The 18,803-nt window shown below is 48.8% G+C and carries 20 protein-coding genes and 1 tRNA gene; 16 read left to right on the forward strand and 5 right to left on the reverse strand.

Translation table 11 applies throughout. From position 1 onward, the window contains the following. Nucleotides 1-270: 270 nt before the first annotated feature. The 3 genes from BLW68_RS02080 (at nt 271) to BLW68_RS02090 (ending at nt 3,006) form a co-directional block, all read left to right on the forward strand. Nucleotides 271-561, forward strand: a complete 291-nt coding sequence (locus tag BLW68_RS02080; protein WP_068228453.1) for a co-chaperone GroES — start codon at nt 271-273, stop codon at nt 559-561. Nucleotides 562-609: 48 nt separating this feature from the next. Continuing rightward, nucleotides 610-2,247: a chaperonin GroEL gene (gene groL, locus BLW68_RS02085; protein ID WP_092789658.1), complete on the forward strand. Its 1,638-nt coding sequence runs from the start codon at nt 610-612 to the stop codon at nt 2,245-2,247. A gap of 222 nt (nt 2,248-2,469) precedes the next feature. Continuing rightward, entirely contained in the window at nt 2,470-3,006 is a 537-nt protein-coding gene (locus tag BLW68_RS02090) for a DUF3016 domain-containing protein (RefSeq protein ID WP_092789660.1), read from the forward strand. Between the two features lie 87 nt (nt 3,007-3,093). On the opposite strand, the gene priC is transcribed toward BLW68_RS02090, so the two are convergent. Next, entirely contained in the window at nt 3,094-3,399 is a 306-nt protein-coding gene (gene priC, locus BLW68_RS02095; RefSeq protein ID WP_092789662.1) for a primosomal replication protein PriC, read from the reverse strand. A gap of 172 nt (nt 3,400-3,571) precedes the next feature. Between priC and BLW68_RS02100 the strand changes: the two genes are divergently transcribed. Then, nucleotides 3,572-3,961: a MerC domain-containing protein gene (locus BLW68_RS02100; RefSeq protein ID WP_068228461.1), complete on the forward strand. Its 390-nt coding sequence runs from the start codon at nt 3,572-3,574 to the stop codon at nt 3,959-3,961. A 66-nt stretch (nt 3,962-4,027) separates the two neighbouring features. Here BLW68_RS02100 and BLW68_RS02105 read toward each other — a convergent pair whose 3' ends face one another. From BLW68_RS02105 to rsgA, 3 genes are all read right to left on the reverse strand, one after another. Further along, nucleotides 4,028-4,729, reverse strand: a complete 702-nt coding sequence (locus BLW68_RS02105; RefSeq protein ID WP_092789664.1) for a glycerophosphodiester phosphodiesterase — start codon at nt 4,727-4,729, stop codon at nt 4,028-4,030. Nucleotides 4,730-4,980: 251 nt separating this feature from the next. Beyond that, nucleotides 4,981-5,841 (reverse strand): archaetidylserine decarboxylase, encoded by an 861-nt coding sequence (asd, locus tag BLW68_RS02110; RefSeq protein WP_092789668.1) that lies wholly within the window; start codon nt 5,839-5,841, stop codon nt 4,981-4,983. Nucleotides 5,842-5,859: 18 nt separating this feature from the next. Beyond that, entirely contained in the window at nt 5,860-6,894 is a 1,035-nt protein-coding gene (gene rsgA / locus BLW68_RS02115) for a small ribosomal subunit biogenesis GTPase RsgA (protein ID WP_092789672.1), read from the reverse strand. Nucleotides 6,895-7,005: 111 nt separating this feature from the next. Here rsgA and orn point away from each other — a divergent pair, with 111 nt between their 5' ends. The 3 genes from orn to BLW68_RS02130 all read left to right on the forward strand — a co-directional run bounded on the left by orn (nt 7,006) and on the right by BLW68_RS02130 (nt 8,000). Further along, nucleotides 7,006-7,557: an oligoribonuclease gene (gene orn, locus BLW68_RS02120; protein ID WP_092789675.1), complete on the forward strand. Its 552-nt coding sequence runs from the start codon at nt 7,006-7,008 to the stop codon at nt 7,555-7,557. 66 nt (nt 7,558-7,623) lie between these two features. After that, nucleotides 7,624-7,699 (forward strand) — tRNA-Gly (locus tag BLW68_RS02125). A 94-nt stretch (nt 7,700-7,793) separates the two neighbouring features. Next, complete coding sequence (locus tag BLW68_RS02130; protein WP_092789679.1) at nt 7,794-8,000, forward strand: DUF1289 domain-containing protein; 207 nt, start codon at nt 7,794-7,796, stop codon at nt 7,998-8,000. Here the strand turns inward: BLW68_RS02130 and queG are convergent. Beyond that, nucleotides 7,969-9,102: a tRNA epoxyqueuosine(34) reductase QueG gene (queG, locus tag BLW68_RS02135; protein ID WP_092789681.1), complete on the reverse strand. Its 1,134-nt coding sequence runs from the start codon at nt 9,100-9,102 to the stop codon at nt 7,969-7,971. The genes BLW68_RS02130 and queG overlap by 32 nt on opposite strands. A 135-nt stretch (nt 9,103-9,237) precedes the next feature. Here queG and tsaE point away from each other — a divergent pair, with 135 nt between their 5' ends. The 9 genes from tsaE (at nt 9,238) to BLW68_RS02180 (ending at nt 18,716) form a co-directional block, all read left to right on the forward strand. Further along, nucleotides 9,238-9,753 carry a tRNA (adenosine(37)-N6)-threonylcarbamoyltransferase complex ATPase subunit type 1 TsaE gene (tsaE, locus tag BLW68_RS02140; RefSeq protein ID WP_245728252.1) on the forward strand — a complete coding sequence of 172 codons (516 nt, stop codon included), beginning with the start codon at nt 9,238-9,240 and terminating at the stop codon, nt 9,751-9,753. After that, the gene (locus BLW68_RS02145) at nt 9,740-11,047 is read left to right on the forward strand and encodes an N-acetylmuramoyl-L-alanine amidase (RefSeq protein WP_245728253.1); all 1,308 of its coding nucleotides are present in this window, start codon (nt 9,740-9,742) and stop codon (nt 11,045-11,047) included. The genes tsaE and BLW68_RS02145 overlap by 14 nt, the downstream gene beginning before the upstream one ends. A gap of 2 nt (nt 11,048-11,049) precedes the next feature. Then, nucleotides 11,050-12,807: a DNA mismatch repair endonuclease MutL gene (gene mutL, locus BLW68_RS02150; RefSeq protein ID WP_092789686.1), complete on the forward strand. Its 1,758-nt coding sequence runs from the start codon at nt 11,050-11,052 to the stop codon at nt 12,805-12,807. Next, nucleotides 12,804-13,733: a tRNA (adenosine(37)-N6)-dimethylallyltransferase MiaA gene (gene miaA, locus BLW68_RS02155; RefSeq protein ID WP_092789690.1), complete on the forward strand. Its 930-nt coding sequence runs from the start codon at nt 12,804-12,806 to the stop codon at nt 13,731-13,733. Before mutL ends, miaA begins: the two co-directional genes overlap by 4 nt. Nucleotides 13,734-13,822: 89 nt before the next feature. Beyond that, nucleotides 13,823-14,083: an RNA chaperone Hfq gene (gene hfq / locus BLW68_RS02160; protein WP_068228488.1), complete on the forward strand. Its 261-nt coding sequence runs from the start codon at nt 13,823-13,825 to the stop codon at nt 14,081-14,083. A gap of 17 nt (nt 14,084-14,100) precedes the next feature. Then, nucleotides 14,101-15,396 carry a ribosome rescue GTPase HflX gene (gene hflX, locus BLW68_RS02165; protein WP_092789692.1) on the forward strand — a complete coding sequence of 432 codons (1,296 nt, stop codon included), beginning with the start codon at nt 14,101-14,103 and terminating at the stop codon, nt 15,394-15,396. 40 nt (nt 15,397-15,436) lie between these two features. Next, nucleotides 15,437-16,594, forward strand: coding sequence for an FtsH protease activity modulator HflK (gene hflK, locus BLW68_RS02170; RefSeq protein ID WP_092789694.1), 1,158 nt, complete (start codon nt 15,437-15,439; stop codon nt 16,592-16,594). Nucleotides 16,595-16,597: 3 nt separating this feature from the next. Continuing rightward, nucleotides 16,598-17,479, forward strand: a complete 882-nt coding sequence (gene hflC, locus BLW68_RS02175; RefSeq protein ID WP_092789697.1) for a protease modulator HflC — start codon at nt 16,598-16,600, stop codon at nt 17,477-17,479. A gap of 67 nt (nt 17,480-17,546) precedes the next feature. Further along, nucleotides 17,547-18,716 (forward strand): aminotransferase class V-fold PLP-dependent enzyme, encoded by a 1,170-nt coding sequence (locus tag BLW68_RS02180; protein WP_092789701.1) that lies wholly within the window; start codon nt 17,547-17,549, stop codon nt 18,714-18,716. Nucleotides 18,717-18,803: the final 87 nt, after the last annotated feature.

Raw genomic sequence — 18,803 nt, forward strand, 5'->3', positions numbered from 1 at the left:
ATCGCATTACACTAACATGAGCTTACTATACGCTGATAGCCGCCTTACGGCTTTATCAACGCGACCACCATCACCTCAGAATCATCACCTCAGTACAGACCTGCGGCGGGGCGGGTTTATTTCAATAGCAGTAGATTTAATCTGTTTACCTAAAACGCCAATTAAGAAATTTTTGCTTTACCCCTTGGATTTTTTTCTGCAGTGCCCCATATACCGGGCAGACAATTTAACACCCATGTTAAAACACAAAATAGCTTTAGGAGATAGAGCATGAATATTCGTCCATTACATGATCGTGTCATCATCAAACGTTTAGAAGCTGAAAGCAAATCAGCTGGTGGCATCGTCTTAACGGGCGCTTCAGCGGAAAAATCTACCCGTGGTGAAGTGGTTGCAGTTGGCTTGGGCCGCGTGTTAGATAACGGCGATGTTAAGCCATTAGACGTTAAAGTTGGTGACAAGGTGCTGTTTGGTGCTTATGTAGAGCGCACAGAAAAAATTGATGGTCAGGAATACGTGATCACCAAAGAAGACAATATCTTAGGTGTAATTCTGGATTAATTCTCCCGTAAACCTTACAACGATTAACTGAATTTAAGGATTAAGAAGATGGCAGCAAAAGACGTACGTTTTGGCGATGAAGCCCGTAACAAGATGCTTAAAGGCGTCAATATTTTAGCAAACGCTGTGCGCGTAACGCTGGGTCCGAAGGGCCGCCACGTAATTCTGGATAAGTCGTTCGGCGCACCGATGATCACCAAAGATGGTGTATCGGTAGCTAAAGAAATCGAGCTGGAAGACAAGTTCGAAAATATGGGCGCGCAGATGGTGAAAGAAGTTGCTTCTAAAGCCAATGACGAAGCCGGTGACGGTACTACCACTGCAACAGTACTGGCACAAAACATCATCAACGAAGGTGTAAAAGCCGTTGCTGCCGGTATGAACCCAATGGATTTAAAACGCGGCATCGACAAAGCGGTTATCGCTGCGGTTGCTGAGTTAAAGTTACTGTCGCAGCCTTGTGCCGACAGCAAAGCCATTGCTCAGGTAGGTACTATTTCTGCTAACTCTGATGACGAAATCGGCCAGATCATTGCCAACGCGATGGACAAAGTAGGCAAAGAAGGCGTGATCACTGTTGAAGAAGGCCAGGGTTTAGCCAACGAGCTGGACGTGGTTGAAGGTATGCAGTTTGACCGCGGCTACCTGTCTCCTTATTTTATTAACAACCAGGAAGCTGGCCAGGTAGAACTGGACAACCCGTACATTCTGACTGTTGATAAGAAAATTTCTAACATCCGCGAATTGCTGCCAGTGCTGGAAGGCGTGGCTAAATCAGGCAAGCCATTGCTGATTGTTGCTGAAGATGTTGAAGGTGAAGCGTTAGCAACGCTGGTAGTAAACAACATGCGCGGTATCGTGAAAATCTCTGCTGTTAAAGCACCGGGTTTTGGCGATCGTCGTAAAGCCATGCTGCAAGATATTGCTACCTTAACCGGCGGTACTGTAATTTCTGAAGAAATTGGTATGGAGCTGGAAAAAGCTGGCCTGGAAGAATTAGGTACTGCCAAGCGCGTTGTTATCACTAAAGACAACACTACCATCATTGATGGTGCCGGTGAGCAAAGCGCTATTGATGGCCGTGTGAAGCAAATTCGTCAGCAAATTGAAGAAGCAACGTCAGACTACGACAAAGAGAAACTGCAAGAGCGTTTAGCCAAACTGGCTGGCGGTGTTGCGGTGATCAAAGTTGGCGCAGCGACTGAAATTGAAATGAAAGAGAAAAAACACCGCGTTGAAGATGCTCTGCACGCAACCCGTGCAGCAGTAGAAGAAGGCGTGGTGCCTGGCGGTGGTGTAGCGCTGGTGCGTGTAGCAGCCAAACTGGTTGACTTGCGCGGTGCTAACGAAGATCAGAACCACGGTATTAAAATTGCGCTGCGCGCAATGGAATCGCCACTGCGTCAAATCGTTGATAACGCCGGTGACGAGCCATCAGTCGTGGTTAACCAGGTGAAATCTGGCACGGGTAACTACGGTTACAATGCTGCCAGCGGCGAGTACGGCGATATGCTGGAAATGGGTATTCTGGACCCAACCAAAGTAACCCGTTCAGCACTGCAGTTTGCTGCCTCTGTTGGTTCACTGATGATTACCACTGAAGCGATGGTAACAGAGCTACCAAAGAAAGATGCCCCGGCAATGCCTGATATGGGCGGCATGGGTGGTATGGGCGGCATGATGTGATAAAAATGTAAGTGCCCACTTACCAGAAAACCCCGGCTTTATGCCGGGGTTTTGCTTTTTATCGGTGTGGCTTTTATTGCAAATGGCTACATTTTTATACAAAAGGCTACAGCATACAGATGCTGATCAAGGTTATAGTTAGTTGTGTGGAGTAAACTTATTAGCGGCGGGTAGCTCTAACCAAAGTGGTTACAGCTGGCCATTTGGTACAGGAGACAAACGATGCGTACAACAATATTGTTATGCGGTTTAGCTATAGTGCTTGGTACGGGGGCAGTGCAGGCCGGTGAGGTACAGATCAAATGGCAAGACCCGGAAAAATTCACTGATATTCGCCCGGCAAATGACAGCCGTAAAGCGTTTCGCGAAAGAGTGATTAAAAAGTTTGACGGCTTTTTCAATGATATGGCAACCCAGTTACCTGAAGGTTATAAATGGGAAGTCACAGTAACTGACGTCGATCTGGCCGGTGATGTCGATTATTTTATCAGTAGGAGCGGTAGTGCTTTGCGTGTGGTGAAAGATATTTACTCACCAGCTATCCGTTTTACCCATGTGCTGCGGGATAAACACGGTGAAGAGGTTGTTAGTGGCGAAGAACGCCTGCGTGATATGGGCTTTATGCAGTCCTTACGTTCTGCCAATGATAACGAAGAGTTTCGCTATGAAAAGCAGATGCTGAACAATTGGTTTACCAAAGAATTGCAGCCAAAAGTTGAGCAGTATGCGTTAGCCTTACCTAAGGTAAGCACAAACTGAGTTCAGGGCCCACCGGCGTTGTAGCGGCACCTGATTACTGCAGCTTAAGTGATGTTTACCCTGATGATGTTTGCCCTGATACTAGGGTTAGGTTACCACTGTGCGAAACTCTGCCAGTGTAGTGTGCAACTGCTTTAGTTGTTGCACCACGCGTTGTAATGTTGCGGTATTAAACTGCTGGCTTTGTCGCATAGCGGCAACCTGTTCAGCGGTTTCTGCCAGATAAGGCATAAAGCGGTTGCTGGAGGCCTTAAATAGCTTATTGTCGGCAAAAATACGCTGATGTTTGGCATGACCTTGCTGTTGCAGGCTATCCAGCAACGCATCAGCGTCCAGCGCTTTGCGGTACAGCTCTTTCAGGTTGTCATCGAGTTGGTTAAGTAAAGTGTCCATAATATGGCTTAGCTGAAAAAAGTGCTGCTATTATGCCATAAGCCCGGCGCCGCTTCAGCAGCCTTGCAGTGAAAGCCCGTTTTAACAGGTATTTTTTTCCATGCCCGTTTCTTTAGCAAACGTTTTGTTATATTATCTCGTTTCTTTATTTTCAGCTGTCAGAGTAAGCCACGTGTTAGCAACAGTAAGAAACGTATTTGATAAAGTAGGTATTACAGTGACGTCGCTTTGCGCCATTCACTGCATTATGCTGCCGATCATTCTGCCGGTTTTGCCGTTACTGGGCCTTAGCGTTGGCCATAATCATGCTTTTGAGCGCGTGATGTTGCTGGTTACCATAGTGCTGGGTTTTATTGCTTTGTTTATTGGTTTTCATCGCTATCACCGCAAGCTCTACCCGTTTTATTCGTTGTTTTTAGGTGTGTTTATATATTGGCAACGCGATGTGTGGGGCCACGAATATGAACACGCTGTTTTGATCGTGGGTGCATCCTTGGTGGTGTTGGCGCATGTGATGAATATGCGCTTGTGTAATAGCTGCAAAAGCTGCCATGACCACTAGGTCTCAAAATTTATAAAAAATCCCGCTGCGGCGGGATTTTTGCTTTCTATGGTTAATTATCTGTGCTTAATTATCTGTGCTTAGCAGTGTACGGCTGCGTGCCGGATAGTTGCTGAAAATGCCGTCTACGCCATATTGCTGCAGGCGGCTGAGATCATCAGCTTGATCCACGGTATACACATATACTTTTAAACCGCGCGCTTTGGCATCATCAACAAAAGCCTGATTAATAAAGCTGACATCGCAATTTACCGAGTGCGCTTGCAACTGCTGCGCAAAAGCGGCGTAATCCAGCGGCAGGCTGGCGGTAAGAGCTCCCAGCTTTAGCTCTGGCTGCGCCAGTTTAAGGGCTGCGAGTAGGTGATGATTAAAAGATGAGATCAGCAGCCGCTGGCTATCAAACTGCAGCTCTTGCTTGGCTTTATCCAGCAAGGCCAGCAGCGGCGCTACGGTGTTTTCGCCTTTTAATTCAATATTCAGCCACAGCCTGGTATTTTGCAGTAACTGCAATACCTGCCTTAGCGTAGGAATGCGCTCGCCACGGCCGGCATCCAGTTGCATCAGTTGCTCTATAGAGTATTGATAGATACTGCCGGTGCCGTTAGTGGTGCGGGCTAAATGATGATCATGAATAACAATCAGCTCGCCCTGTACGGCGAATACGTCTATTTCTATAGCGTCAGCACCCTGCGTTATGGCTTGTTCAATAGCCAGCAGGGTGTTTTCCGGGTATTCACCACTGGCACCACGATGAGCGATGATTTGCATGTTCGGTCCTGTTCAGAAGAGTTAGGGATAAAACTGGCAGAAGTGAATGCAGAGTATTTTTTTCGGCGACCGTTGCAGGCCAGGATGCTGACAAATTCGCCTGGAGCGAATTTGAACAGCTGCGCTGGTCCGTAGGATAAACTTCATGGATGAAGTTTATAATCGAGCCCCCATGGATGGGTTCACGGCGTGTTGCAGAAAAAATATACGGCGCATTCACGTTTTCGAAGCGCCGTAGCTGAAGATTAGCTTTAAATTGCTGTATTAGCAAAAGGCGCACCCATGCGGGTAACGGTACCTGGTTGCTGATCGGCTAAAAACTGTAGTTTATTCGCCGGGAAAGCCAGCACTACTGTTGAGCCTAGTTTAAAGCGACCCATCTCGGCACCTTTTTCCAGCGTAATGGCATTTTTACCATGTGCCGGATAGCTCCAGCGAAACACATTTTTACCCGCCGGTGGCGTTACCGTGCCAGCCCAAACCGTTTCAATACTGGCAACTATCGTTGCACCTACCAACACTAATGCCATAGGGCCAAGCTCAGTATCGAAAATGGTTACTACGCGCTCATTTAACGCAAATAAATCCTTTACGCATTCTGCGGTTAACGGGTTAACCGAGAATAGCTCTCCTGGCACGTAAATCATCTGACGTAGGGTGCCCCGAACAGGCATATGAATACGGTGATAATCTTTTGGTGCCAGATAAATAGTAGCAAAGTGGCCGTTTTGAAACGGCAATGCCGTGGCGCTATCCCCGCCTAACAGAGCCTGCAGCGAATAATTGTGGTTTTTTGCCTGAATAAGTTTGCCATCAACGATAGGCCCAAGCTGGCTGATAGTGCCATCTGCCGGATGCGCAACAATATTAGCCTCTGTAGCCAGTGGGCGAATGCCATCTTTTAATGGCCGGGTAAAAAACTCATTAAAACTGGCGTAATCTTTAGCGTGTTCAAACTGCGCTTCCGCCATATTAATGCCGTAGGCTTTAATAAAACGGTTAATTAAAAAGTGGCTGAACCAGCCCAGTTTTGCCGCGGCTAATTTGCCGGCCAAACGGGATATAAGATGTTTAGGCAATAAGTATTGCAGGGTAATTTTTAAATTATCCATTTTGTTCTCTGTATAAAGTTAAAAGTGATTCGGTTTGTCCTGCGCCATACTGGCAAGGATTTTTAAATAGCTGTCATAGCGTTCCTGGCGAATGTCACCGGTTTCTACTGCATGCTGAATAGCGCAGCCGGGATCGGAAATATGCTTACAGTCACGGAATTTACAGCGCCCAAGCCAGGGGGTAAATTCAGTAAAGCCGCGGGTAACTTCTTCTGCTGTTAAATGCCATAGCGCAAATTCACGAATACCGGGCGAGTCGATTAAATCGCCGCCATCAGGCAAATGATACAAGCGTGACACTGTAGTGGTGTGCTGGCCCAGGCCGGAGTTTGCCGATACTTCCTGTGTCAGCGCTTCAAGGCCTGGCATTAAGTTATTCATTAACGACGATTTGCCCACGCCAGACTGGCCGACAAAAATGCTGGTACCGCTGTGTAGGTAACTGAGCAATTGCGCCATACCCACACCGCTTTTAGCGCTAACCAGCAAAAAGTTATACCCCAGCTGTTGGTACAATGCCAGTTGCTGCTCTGTGGCAATAAACTCATCGGCGCTGAGTAAGTCGGCTTTATTAATCACCAGCAGCGGTTTAATGCCGGTGATCTCTGCTGCGACAAGGTAGCGGTCAATAATATTTAGCGATAGCGCAGGTAAAATAGCAGAAACAATAATCATTAAATCAATATTGGCGGCTACCGGTTTTAAACCGTCGTAAAAATCTGGCCGCAGCAGCACAGAGCTGCGCTCTTCTACCGCATCTATTACGCCATCAATGCCACCGGTGGGTTGCAAAGCGCGGCGCCACACTACGCGATCACCGGTAACCAAAGAGGCAACAGAGCGGCGCATATTACAGCGCACCACGACACCGTTGGTATCTTCGACATCAGCATGCTGGCCAAAACGGCTTAATATCAGGCCGGTTTCAGTGGCGGCAAAGCTGTTGTCATCAACAGATTCGACACCTTTGTTTTTTGGCGCACGTAACCGTTTGCTGGCATTGTCGGCAATACGTTGTTGCTGGCGCTGGGTAAGATGTTTTTTCTTTGTCACTGCTGCTTTTATCGCTCTGATGTAAAGGATGCTATTACTGCTAAGCTTAGGGCGTGTATGATACCTGCAATCTGTTAATGAACAAAGCAGCAACGAGTGTAAGGGTTTTTGATGAGTGTAAATGACAATAATCTGATCTGGCTTGATTTGGAAATGACTGGCCTGGAGCCAAAAACTGATGTCATTCTGGAAATGGCCACTATTATTACCGACAGCCAGTTGAATATTCTGGCTGAAGGGCCGGTATTTGCCATTAAACAACCGGACGATGTGCTGGATAATATGAGCGCCTGGTGCGTGGAACAACACGGTAAAAGCGGTTTAACGGCGCGTTGCCGGGCCAGTACTACTACGCTGGCAGATGCTGAACAACAAACCATCGCGTTTTTACGCCAGTATGTGGCGGCGGGTAAATCGCCAATGTGTGGTAACAGCATAGGGCAGGACCGCCGCTTTCTGGCAGAGTATGCGCCAACGCTGGAAGCGTTTTTTCATTACCGTAATCTGGATGTCAGTACAGTAAAAGAGCTGGCACGGCGCTGGCACCCGGAGGTGCTGAAGAAAGTACAAAAAGCCGGCAGCCATCTGGCACTGGATGATATTCGTGAGTCAATTGCTGAATTAGTAACCTATCGCGAGCATTTTTTCAAATTACCGCAATAAAGTGCTTGCATAAGCTAACTGATTTTGTAAAATGCGCGCCATCACGACGTAACAACGTCAGTTGATGCGAGTATAGCTCAGCTGGTAGAGCGCGACCTTGCCAAGGTCGAGGTCACGAGTTCGAACCTCGTTACTCGCTCCAAATTCGATGAAAAACCGCACTTTGCGCAAGCACAGTGCGGTTTTTTGTTTTCTGCGATATAGTTAATGCCTGTTTAGTTTAACATCTGGCTGCTATGTCTGAATCGCCCTGCGTGCGTAACTGTTGCCTGGATCAGCATGATTGCTGCCTGGGGTGCGGCCGGTTATTAAACGAAATTATAGAGTGGCACAGCGCAGACAAAATACGGCGCGATACGATCCTGAATTTGGCTGCACAACGCCTGACACAGCGCCAACAGTTATACGCACTCAGGCGTCCCGCGGCAGACCCTTCTGAATAATCCTGACTAAACGCTCAGTGCTGCGCGGTAAGAGCGACTCTGCTTGCCAGCTTTTGCGTTTTTGTTGCGCTAACGCCCAGTGAATATGTTCTGCTACCAATTCGCTGGCGCTATCAAGCTTAGCGCTTAACGCTTGCACAATATCAGCCTGATAAGGCGCATTACCCAGTGCTACGGCAATGTTGCGTTGCCAGCGTTCATAGCCAATGCGGCGGATGGCGCTGCCTTCGGTATGGCTTAAAAACTCGCCTTCCTGCCAGGCAAATAAACTGAGCAGACTTTGGCTTTGCCATTGCGGCCGGCGCTGAAAGTCGCCTTCAATGCTGAGCGGTGCGGCGCGGTTTTCCGGGCACACTAACTGGCAATCGTCACAACCATAAATCCGGTTGCCCAGTAACGGGCGGAATTCTTCCGGAATGGCGCCTTTAAGTTCGATGGTCAGATATGAAATACAGCGGCGGGCATCGACTACATAGGGTTCAACAATAGCGCCGGTGGGGCAACTGGTGATGCAGGCAACACAGCTACCGCAATCACCTTCATGTGGCGTATCGATGGGTAAAGGCAAATTGACCAGCAGCTCGCCTAAAAAGAACCACGACCCGGCTTCCTGGTTTAGCAATAAGCTGTGTTTGCCTATCCAGCCAAGCCCGGCCTGTTGTGCCAGTGGCCGTTCTAAAATAGGGGCAGAATCGGTAAAAGGCCGGTAGCCCAGTTCTGCCACCTGCTGGTTAATGCGCTCGCCCAGTTGTTTTAGCCGGTTGCGGACCAGTTTATGGTAGTCTCGCCCCAGCGCATAGCGGCTGATATAAGCCTGAGTAGGGTCAGCCAGATTGGTGGCAAAACCGGCCCCTTCGGGTAAATAGTTCATCCGTACACTGAGTACCCGCAACGTACCGGGCACCAGTTCTGCCGGCCTTGCGCGTAGCATGCCGTGGCTGGCCATATAATCCATTTCGCCGTGGTAACCGGCATCCAGCCACTTTTGCAGCTGGCGTTCAGCATCCGGCAAGGAAACGCCGGTTATACCCAGCTGTGCAAAGCCCAGTTCCTGCGCCCAGCGCTTTATCTGCAATGCCAGTGCGGCGTAATCTGTTGTCATGCAAAAAGCCGGTTAAAAAACACAGTGTAATTTAGCATAAACAGCCCTGTGGCGCCTAGTTGGCCGGGAACTTGCCACCATTTGATCATGTCATAGTCGCGACAAGCGGTTTTACTGGCTCAGCAGGCAACTAATTTGTTAACATGGTGCGGTTTTTGTGCGACAACAGAGAAAATGCCGGTGCAGCAATTTGAAAGTGTGTTAAAGGATGAACAAGCAACATTAGCGTTAGCGTCACGTGTGGCTTTACTGGTGTCAGGTGGGCAAACGTTATTTCTGCAGGGTGAGCTGGGGGCGGGTAAAACCACTTTCAGCCGTGGCTTGCTTAACGCTCTTGGCCATAAGGGTACGGTGAAAAGCCCTACCTATACTCTGGTTGAACCCTATCAGTTGCCAACGTTAACCGTGTTTCATTTTGACCTGTACCGTTTACGTGATGCTGAAGAGCTGGAGTTTATGGGCATACGTGATTACTTTCGCAACGACAGTGTATGCCTGATTGAATGGCCCCAGCAAGGCATGGGTTATTTACCTGTGGCGGATCTCAACATACACTTATTATTCGAACAAGAGCAGCGGCGGGTAAGGATAAGCGCTAATACCCCAGCCGGAGCCAAAATGCTGAATGCACTAAATAATGAAAACGAATAATTACAATATGTTACACGTTTTATTGCTGTTGCTGCTGGCCTTGTTCAGCATGGCCAGCGTAGCGGCTAATCAGGTACAGGGTGTAAGAATTTGGCCATCACCGGACAATACCCGGGTGGTATTCGACTTATCTGCTGCACCGGATCATAAATATTTCACACTGGATAACCCGCACCGCTTGGTTATTGATCTGAGCAATATTAAAGGCGGCAGCAATTTACCGGCAGTGTCAGGAGAGTCGCCGTTAATTAAAGCTATCCGTAGCAGCGGCGATGCCAACCGGATGCGTATCGTGCTGGATTTAGCCAAATCAACCAAAGCCAATGTGTTTGCTTTGTCACCCACGCCGCCTTATGGCCATCGCTTGGTGGTCGATTTACCGGACGACCAGCCTGTACAAAATACTCCTCCACCGGCAATCCGTGCGGCACGCGATATTGTTATTGCGATAGATGCAGGCCACGGTGGTGAAGATCCGGGCTCAATAGGCCCGAGCGGTTTTTATGAGAAAAACATTACTTTACCTGTAGCCAGGCAGCTGGCGCAGTTAATCGACCGTCAGCCCGGCATGAAAGCCATGATGGTGCGTACCAACGACTACTATATTCATGTTAACCGCCGTACCGAAATTGCCCGGGGCCAACAAGCCGATCTGCTGGTGTCTATTCATGCCGATGCTTTTACCACACCACAACCGCGCGGGGCTTCTGTATGGGTGTTGTCGTTACGCCGTGCTACCACCGAAGTGGGGCGTATGCTGGAGCAGACTGAACGGCACTCTGAGTTACTGGGCGGTGTGGCAGAAATTATTAAAGATTCTGCCAATGAGCGTTATCTGGCGCAAACGGTGCTGGATTTATCAATGAACCACTCTATGGTAACAGCCTATCAGGTAGCAGGTGAAGTGCTGCAAGAGCTGGGTAAAGTTGCGCATTTGCATAAGAAAGAGCCGCAGGCTGCCAGTTTTGGTGTACTTAAAGCGCCGGATATTCCGTCGATTTTGGTAGAGATCGGTTTTATTTCTAATCCGCAAGATGAAAAGCTAATGCGCTCGTCTGCGCATCAGGCTAAATTGGCGCAATCGCTATTTACTGCGCTAAAACGGCACTTTGAGAAATCGCCGCCAGCCGACTCATTATTTGCCCAGCAACGTGCCCGTGAACACCGTGTTAGTGCCGGTGAATCTTTGTCGTTGTTGGCCCAGCGCTACAATGTGTCTATTGATGAATTACGCAATCTTAATCAGCTTACCACTGACAGCATCCGCGTTGGCCAGACACTGCGGATCCCATAACTATGCCTATTCGTATTTTACCGCCGCAGTTGGCTAATCAGATTGCGGCGGGTGAAGTTGTTGAACGCCCTGCATCTGTAGTGAAAGAGCTGGTAGAAAACAGTTTGGATGCCGGTGCTGATCAGATTGAAATAGATATTGAAAAAGGTGGCAGCAAGCTTATCCGGGTGCGTGATAACGGCAGCGGTATTGCAGAGCAAGAGCTGGTGCTGGCATTAAGCCGGCATGCCACCAGCAAAATTACTGATTTGGATGATTTGGAAGCTATTACCAGCCTGGGCTTTCGTGGCGAAGCATTGGCCAGTATCAGCTCAGTATCCCGCCTGACATTAACCTCAAAAACTCTTGAACAAAGTGCAGCCTGGCAGGCCAGTGCTGCCGGGCGTGATATGCAGGTAGAAGTGCGGCCCGCGGCGCACCCGGTGGGTACCAGCATTGAAGTGCTGGACTTATTCTTTAATACTCCGGCACGGCGTAAGTTTTTGCGCACGGATAAAACAGAATTCAGCCATATTGATGAGCTGATAAAACGGCTGGCGTTAAGCCGTTATGATGTTAGCTGGCAGCTGAGCCATAACGGCCAGGCCGTGCGCCGGTTGAAGGCGGCAAAAACGGAAGAGCAACGGCAAAAGCGGGTAGCGGCACTGTGTGGCCGGGTGTTTGCTGAAAACGCGGCTTTTATTCAGAACCAGTATGGTGATGTGCGGATCTGGGGCTGGATAGTACAGCCGCAAGCCTGTAGCAGCCAGTTGCAATGCCAGTACAGCTACGTTAATGGCCGGATGATGCGCGACAAGCTGTTAAATCATGCCATCCGTCAGGCCTATGGCGATATGCTAACCGCAGATCAGCAGCCCGCATTTGTAATATATCTGGAGCTTGATCCCCGTCAGGTCGATGTCAATGTACATCCGGCCAAACATGAAGTGCGTTTTCATCAGGCAAGGTTAATCCACGATTTTGTGGTGTCAGCCCTGGGCGATGCGTTGAGCCAGTTAACTGCACCACAGTTAGCCGAAGATAGGGTTAACCGGGTACAGGAAACATCGGCCTACACCTATCAGCCAGCAACCAGCAACCGGCAACCGGCCGGCAACCAGCCAGGCAATAACGGTGCTTACTCACCCCGTCAGCCTGCCGCTGCTGCAGTAAAACGTGAGCTATCATACTGGCAGCACAGCCACATAGCGGCAGAGGCAGCAGAAACACAGACAGAACAGCAACCCGAGGTTGTAGCAGGTTTACCGGCGGTGTCACAACCCGCCGGGGCGCCATTTATTATGCGTAACCGCTATTTGCTGAAGCAATATGCAGACGACGTGCTGTTAATTGATCTTGTGCCCACCTTGTCGGCATATTTTACTGCCAACAGCTTACCAGCCGTGCCGTTATTGCTACCGCTGCGTATCAGTGTCAATGCAATGCAGCTACGCACACTTACCCAACTGGCCGACAGCTTTAGCCGGGCTGGTTTTGATATGTTGCTTACTGACAATACGGTGATAGTACGGGCAGTACCAGACTGGCTGCGACAAACTGTACTGGGGCACTGGCTGCCGTTATGGTTTGAGCAGTTAGTGCAGCATAGCGGCGATGAGGTGGTTGGGGTTTTATTGTCGATGTTACTTAATGCAAATGAGGTAGCAGCCGTCACGGTGTTAAAATCTGTGCCGCAAGTGTTGTCGCTGCCTGAGTATTGGCACAGTGCGCCTTTGCAACTTGATGCCACACTAAGTTTGTTAACAAGGCAACAACCATGAGCCAGATAAAGCGCGATGTGATTTTTCTGATGGGGCCAACCGCATCAGGTAAAACGGCTTTGGCAACGGAGCTCTATCAACGTCTGCCTGCAGAGCTTATCAGTGTTGACAGCGCGCTGGTTTACCGCGGTATGGATATAGGCACTGCCAAACCCACAGCGCAGGAGCTGGCAGTAACGCCGCACCACCTGATCGATATCCGTGATCCGCTGCAAAGCTATTCTGCGGCAGACTTCCGTACAGATGCGTTGCGTTTGATTGCTGAAATTCAACATCGTGGTAACATCCCCATCCTGGTTGGTGGTACTATGTTGTACTTTAAAGCCTTGCTTGAGGGTATTTCGCCGCTACCAGAGGCCAACGAGGCAGTGCGACGGCAGTTAGAGCAGGAAGCCGCAGTAAAGGGCTGGGCCGGATTACATCAGGAATTAGCGCAGATTGATCCTGTATCTGCACAGCGTATTCACCCGAATGACCCGCAGCGTATTAACCGGGCGTTGGAGGTTTACCGACTAACCGGACGTAGTTTGACAGATTTAACTGCAGAAAAAGGGGAACCTTTTGCTTTTGTCGCACACCAATTTGCGATAGCGCCGGAGGATCGTGCCGTGTTGCACCAGCGTATTGCGCTTAGGTTTGAGCAGATGCTGGCGGCTGGTTTTGAACAGGAAGTTGCGGCACTTAAAAACAGGCCGGATTTACACCCGGATTTGCCCTCTATGCGCTGCGTAGGTTACCGGCAAATGTGGGATTATCTGTCTGGTAATGGTAGCTATCAGCAAATGAGTGAACGCGGTATAGCAGCAACGCGGCAACTGGCAAAACGACAGTTAACCTGGCTGCGTGGCTGGCCTGATCTGACATGGCTGAAAAGTGATGCGCCGGTGTCAGAAAACTTGCAAGCCGTTTTATCTTCGCTAAGCTAAATAAGATATAGAAAAAGACGTTTTAACAACTTGAAATAAAAAAAATAATACCAATATAAGTCGGACTAATTAAAAAAGGAAAGCGGCACATGGCAAAGGGCCAATCTTTACAAGACCCATTTTTAAACACCTTGAGACGGGAGCGTATTCCGGTATCAATTTATCTGGTGAATGGCATTAAACTTCAGGGTCAGATCGAATCTTTCGATCAGTTCGTTATTCTGCTGAAAAACACTGTAAGTCAGATGGTATATAAGCATGCCATTTCAACTGTGGTACCGGCCCGCGCGGTCAATACTATGGTAACTCACAGTAATGGCCAGGGTGATGACGAAGAGGACGTGGAATAATTTCAGGGGTTAGTCGCTTGTCTGACATTAGCGTGGTACCGGAACAAGCGATCCTTGTCCATGTAAACTTTTCGCAGCAGCATGTCAGTGAGGATTTAACCGAACTGAAATTGTTGGTGTCTTCCGCCGGTGTGCAAACGTTGCAGGTTATTACTGCAAGCAGAAGTGCGCCTGATGCTAAGTTTTTTGTTGGTTCAGGTAAGGCCGGCGAAATAGCAGCACTGGTGGAAGAAACCGGCGCTGATGTGGTTATTTTTAATCATGCGCTCAGCCCGGCACAAACGCGGAACTTAGAGCGTTTGTGTCTGACCCGAGTCATTGATCGTACCACTTTGATCCTGGATATTTTTGCTCAGCGCGCCCGTACCTTCGAAGGTAAGTTGCAGGTAGAACTGGCACAGTTGCAGCATTTGGCTTCCAGGCTGGTGCGCGGCTGGGACAGCCTTGATCGGCAAAAAGGGGGTATTGGCCTGCGCGGCCCCGGTGAAACCCAACTGGAAACTGACCGGCGTTTACTGCGGGAGCGGGTAAAAGCGCTGCAAACCAGATTAGCGAAGCTGACAAAGCAACGTGAACAGGGGCGTCGTGCCCGGCAACGGTCTGAAGTGCCGGTAGTGTCTGTAGTAGGCTATACCAACGCCGGTAAGTCGACGTTATTTAACCGCATTACCAAAGCCGATGTGTATGCTGCTGATCAGCTGTTTGCCACCCTTGACCCCACTTTACGTAAACTGAAATTAAAAGGTGTTGGCGAGATTATTCTGGCTGACACTGTCGGTTTTATCCGGCATTTACCGCATGATCTGGTGGCTGCTTTTAAATCGACATTGCAGGAAACACGTGACGCCGATTTGCAGTTACATGTGGTGGATCTGTCCGATCCACGCAAAGATGACAATATGCAGCAGGTAGAACTGGTGCTGCAGGAAATTGAAGCCGATCAGCTACCACAGCTGGTGGTGTACAACAAAATTGACCTGTTGCAGCAATTACCACGTATTGAGTACAACGAATATAAGCAACCGGTAGCGGTATATTTGTCTGCCGTGAGTGGCGCCGGGGTAGATTTGCTGGCGCAGGCACTTAGCCAGTTATTGTCAGAGCGGTATCTGGACATAGCACTGCTATTGCCTCCGGATCAAATGCACTGGCGTGCCAGGTTTCACCAGCAACATAGTATTGAACAAGAACAGTTTGATGCTGATGGCAATTGTCAGTTGCAACTGCGGTTAAGCGAGTCGGTCTGGAACCGTTGCCTTAAGCAGTCGCATGGGCAATTAGAAAACTATGTCGTCAGTAAGCCGGTTATTTGATACATTAACCCTTATTTTGCAACTTAGAATGGAGTAAACCATGGCTTGGAATGAGCCGGGCAATAACGGCAAGAATAACGACCCCTGGAAACAGGGTGGTCGTGATCAGGGCCCGCCCGATTTAGATGAAGTGTTTCGCAACTTTGGCAAAAAGTTAGGAGGCATCTTCGGCGGTGGCAAGTCAACAGGCGGTAGTAGCGGCGGTGGTGCTTCTGCTGCTCTGGTACTAATACTGATTGTCGCTGCTCTGGTATGGGCTTTCAGTGGCTTTTATACCATTAAAGAATCTGAGCGTGGTGTCGTGCTGCGTTTCGGCCAGTATCACGATGAAGTCGGGCCCGGTATTCACTGGAAGCCTACCTTTATTGACAACGTGCTGCCGGTTGATGTGACCAGTGTACGCACTTTGCGCAGCGACGGTTTTATGCTGACTCAGGATCAGAACCTGGTACGGGTTACGTTTGAAATCCAGTATCGTGTATTCAACGCCCGTTTATATAAGTTTTCGGTGGTAGATGCTGACAGCAGTTTAAATCAGGCAACCGATGCGGCTCTGCGTTATGTTATTGGTCACTCCATTATGGATGACGTATTAACCCGCGGCCGTGAAGTCGTGCGGCAGAACACCCGCCAGGAACTGGAAGGCATTATTCAGCCCTACAACATGGGTATAGCACTGGTTGATGTTAACTTCCGCGATGCCCGGCCACCGGAAGAAGTGCGTGATGCCTTTGATGATGCGATTAAAGCACAGGAAGATCAGGAGCGTTTTGTTCAGGAAGCTCAGGCTTATGCCCGTGAAATTGAGCCGCGTGCCCGTGGTCAGGTTAACCGCGTAATGCAGGAAGCTGATGCCTATAAACAGCAAATTGTATTAAAAGCGCAAGGTGAAGTTGCACGCTTTGAGAAGCTGTTACCGGAATATCTGGCAGCGCCTAAAGTAACCCGCGATCGTATGTACATTGAAACGATGGAACAGGTATACAGCAATACATCTAAAGTGCTTTTGGATGTTAAAAATGGTAATAATATTATGTATTTACCGCTTGATAAGATGATTAATCAAGGCGCTGGCAGTTCAACACCGTCAGGCAGCTTGCCGTTGATCCCATCGCGTAGCAGCACTGACAGCAGTAGCAGTTCAAACCGGACTGACAGTTCGCGCAGCACAACAACACGCAGCGGCGGCCGGGGGTAATATATGAAAAACTTTACTATAGCCATTATCGTTATTATTGGGTTTATCTTTATATCGGCCCTGTTTGTGGTGCCTGAAGGCCAGCGCGCCATTGTGATTCAGTTTGGTAAAATTCAGCGTGATGCTGAGCAAAACGTTGTAGTGTATGAGCCAGGCTTACATTTTAAGCTGCCGTTTATTGAAACTGTGCGTAAGTTAGATGCACGGGTGCAAACATTGGATGATGCACAGGATCGTTTTGTAACCGCTGAGAAAAAAGACTTGCTGGTAGACAGCTATGTGAAATGGCGTATCAATGACTTTGGTGCCTATTTTCTGGCAACCGGCGGCAATATTGCGCAAGCAGAGGTGTTGTTAAAGCAGTATATTAACAACGGCTTACGCACCGAGTTTGGTACCCGCACCATTCAGGAAATTGTGTCAGGCGAGCGTACAGAGCTGATGCAGGGCGCTTTACAACAAGCGGGCGCTGCATCAAAAGAGCTGGGTATTGAAGTTGTTGACGTGCGGGTAAAGCAGATTAACCTGCCGCAGGAAGTCAGTAGCTCTATTTTCGCCCGGATGGAAGCCGAGCGTCATGCAGTGGCACGTGAGCATCGTTCACGTGGTATGGAAGAGGCCGAGATTATTCGCGCCGACGTTGATGCCCGGGTTACTGTTATGGTGGCCGACGCCGAGCGTAACTCACGTACTGTGCGCGGTGATGGTGATGCATTAGCAGCTAATGTCTATGCCGAAGCCTATAACAAAAATGCCGAGTTCTTTTCATTTGTTCGCAGTATGGAAGCCTATCGCAAAAGCTTTAACAGTAAAGACGATGTGTTGGTGGTACAGCCGGATAATGAATTCTTTAAGTACATGAAGTCAGATCAAGTACAGAACTAATAGTGTTGTATAAGAAAAAGGCCCGTTCAGGGCCTTTTTTGTCTCTGACAGGGTCATAGGGGGAGTTATGTACCAACAGTTTTATCAGCGGTTTTTGCAGGCGAACCAGGGCAAGCAACATTTTGCCTGTCACTCACATCATTACTGGCCAGATGTTACCCGCGATGCCATGTTGGCATACTGGGACGATACTGCCAGGCTGGTAGATGATAAATGGCGCTATATTTTTGGTGAAAAAGTACCGCAAACCCAGCAATTAATTGCCGATATATTGCAGTTGCCCCAGGCTGAACAAATTGTGTTTGCGCCTAATACTCACGAACTGGTGATGCGTTTGCTCAGTTGTTTTGATTTACGCCAACCACTGAGAATTCTAACCACTGACAGTGAGTTTCACAGCTTTTCGCGGCAGGTAAAGCGTTTGGTTGAATATGACAACGTGCAACTGGATATCATTCCAACCGAGCCTTTTGCCAGCTTTGCACAGCGCTTTAGCGACGCTGCGGCAGCACACAACTATCAGTTGATTTTTTGCAGCCAGGTATTTTTTAATTCAGGTTTCGCTATTACCGATTTAACCGGCTTGGTACGGCAATTAGCTGCCGCCAGCGATGCGATGATCGTGATCGACGGCTATCATGGTTTTATGGCCTTGCCGACAGACTTATCGGCAATTGCTGAGCGCGTTTTTTATCTGGCCGGTAGTTATAAGTATGCACAGGGCGGTGAGGGCTGCTGTTTTATGGCCGTGCCGCTGGGCTGCACAGCGCGGCCGTTATATACCGGCTGGTTTGCTGAGTTTGGTACTTTGGCGGGCGAGAAATCTGCCACCGTACTGTACAGCGAAGATGGTTATCGTTTCGCCGGTTCAACGATGGATTTCTCCGCTTTATATCGCCTTAATGCCGTGTTGCGGTTATTTAAACAGCAGGGCATTAGTGTTGGCCGTATTCATCAGTATGTACAGCAGTTACAACAGGTATTTTTGGCCAAAGTAGCAGAGTTAAAGCATGCTAAGTTAAATTTGCAGACACTGCTGCAGCATGATTTGGCACACCACGGCCATTTTTTAACCTTCCGTTTGGGCAGTGCAGCTGAAGTGGCTGAGCTGGCAGCACAGTTAAAACGCGCGGGTATTGAAACCGACTATCGCGCAGATCGTTTACGGTTTGGCTTTGCCTTATACCATAACAGTGCGCAATATGATTTAACTTGTCTAACCCATGAACATACTTAACTGACTGAATAAAAACCATTAATTAAGCCGCTAAGAAAAAAGCGGCTTTTTTTCCTCCAGACGGCTGAAACTTGGTTGCCAATTTGG

Source organism: Rheinheimera pacifica, from assembly GCF_900108485.1.
Lineage (GTDB): Bacteria > Pseudomonadota > Gammaproteobacteria > Enterobacterales > Alteromonadaceae > Alishewanella > Alishewanella pacifica.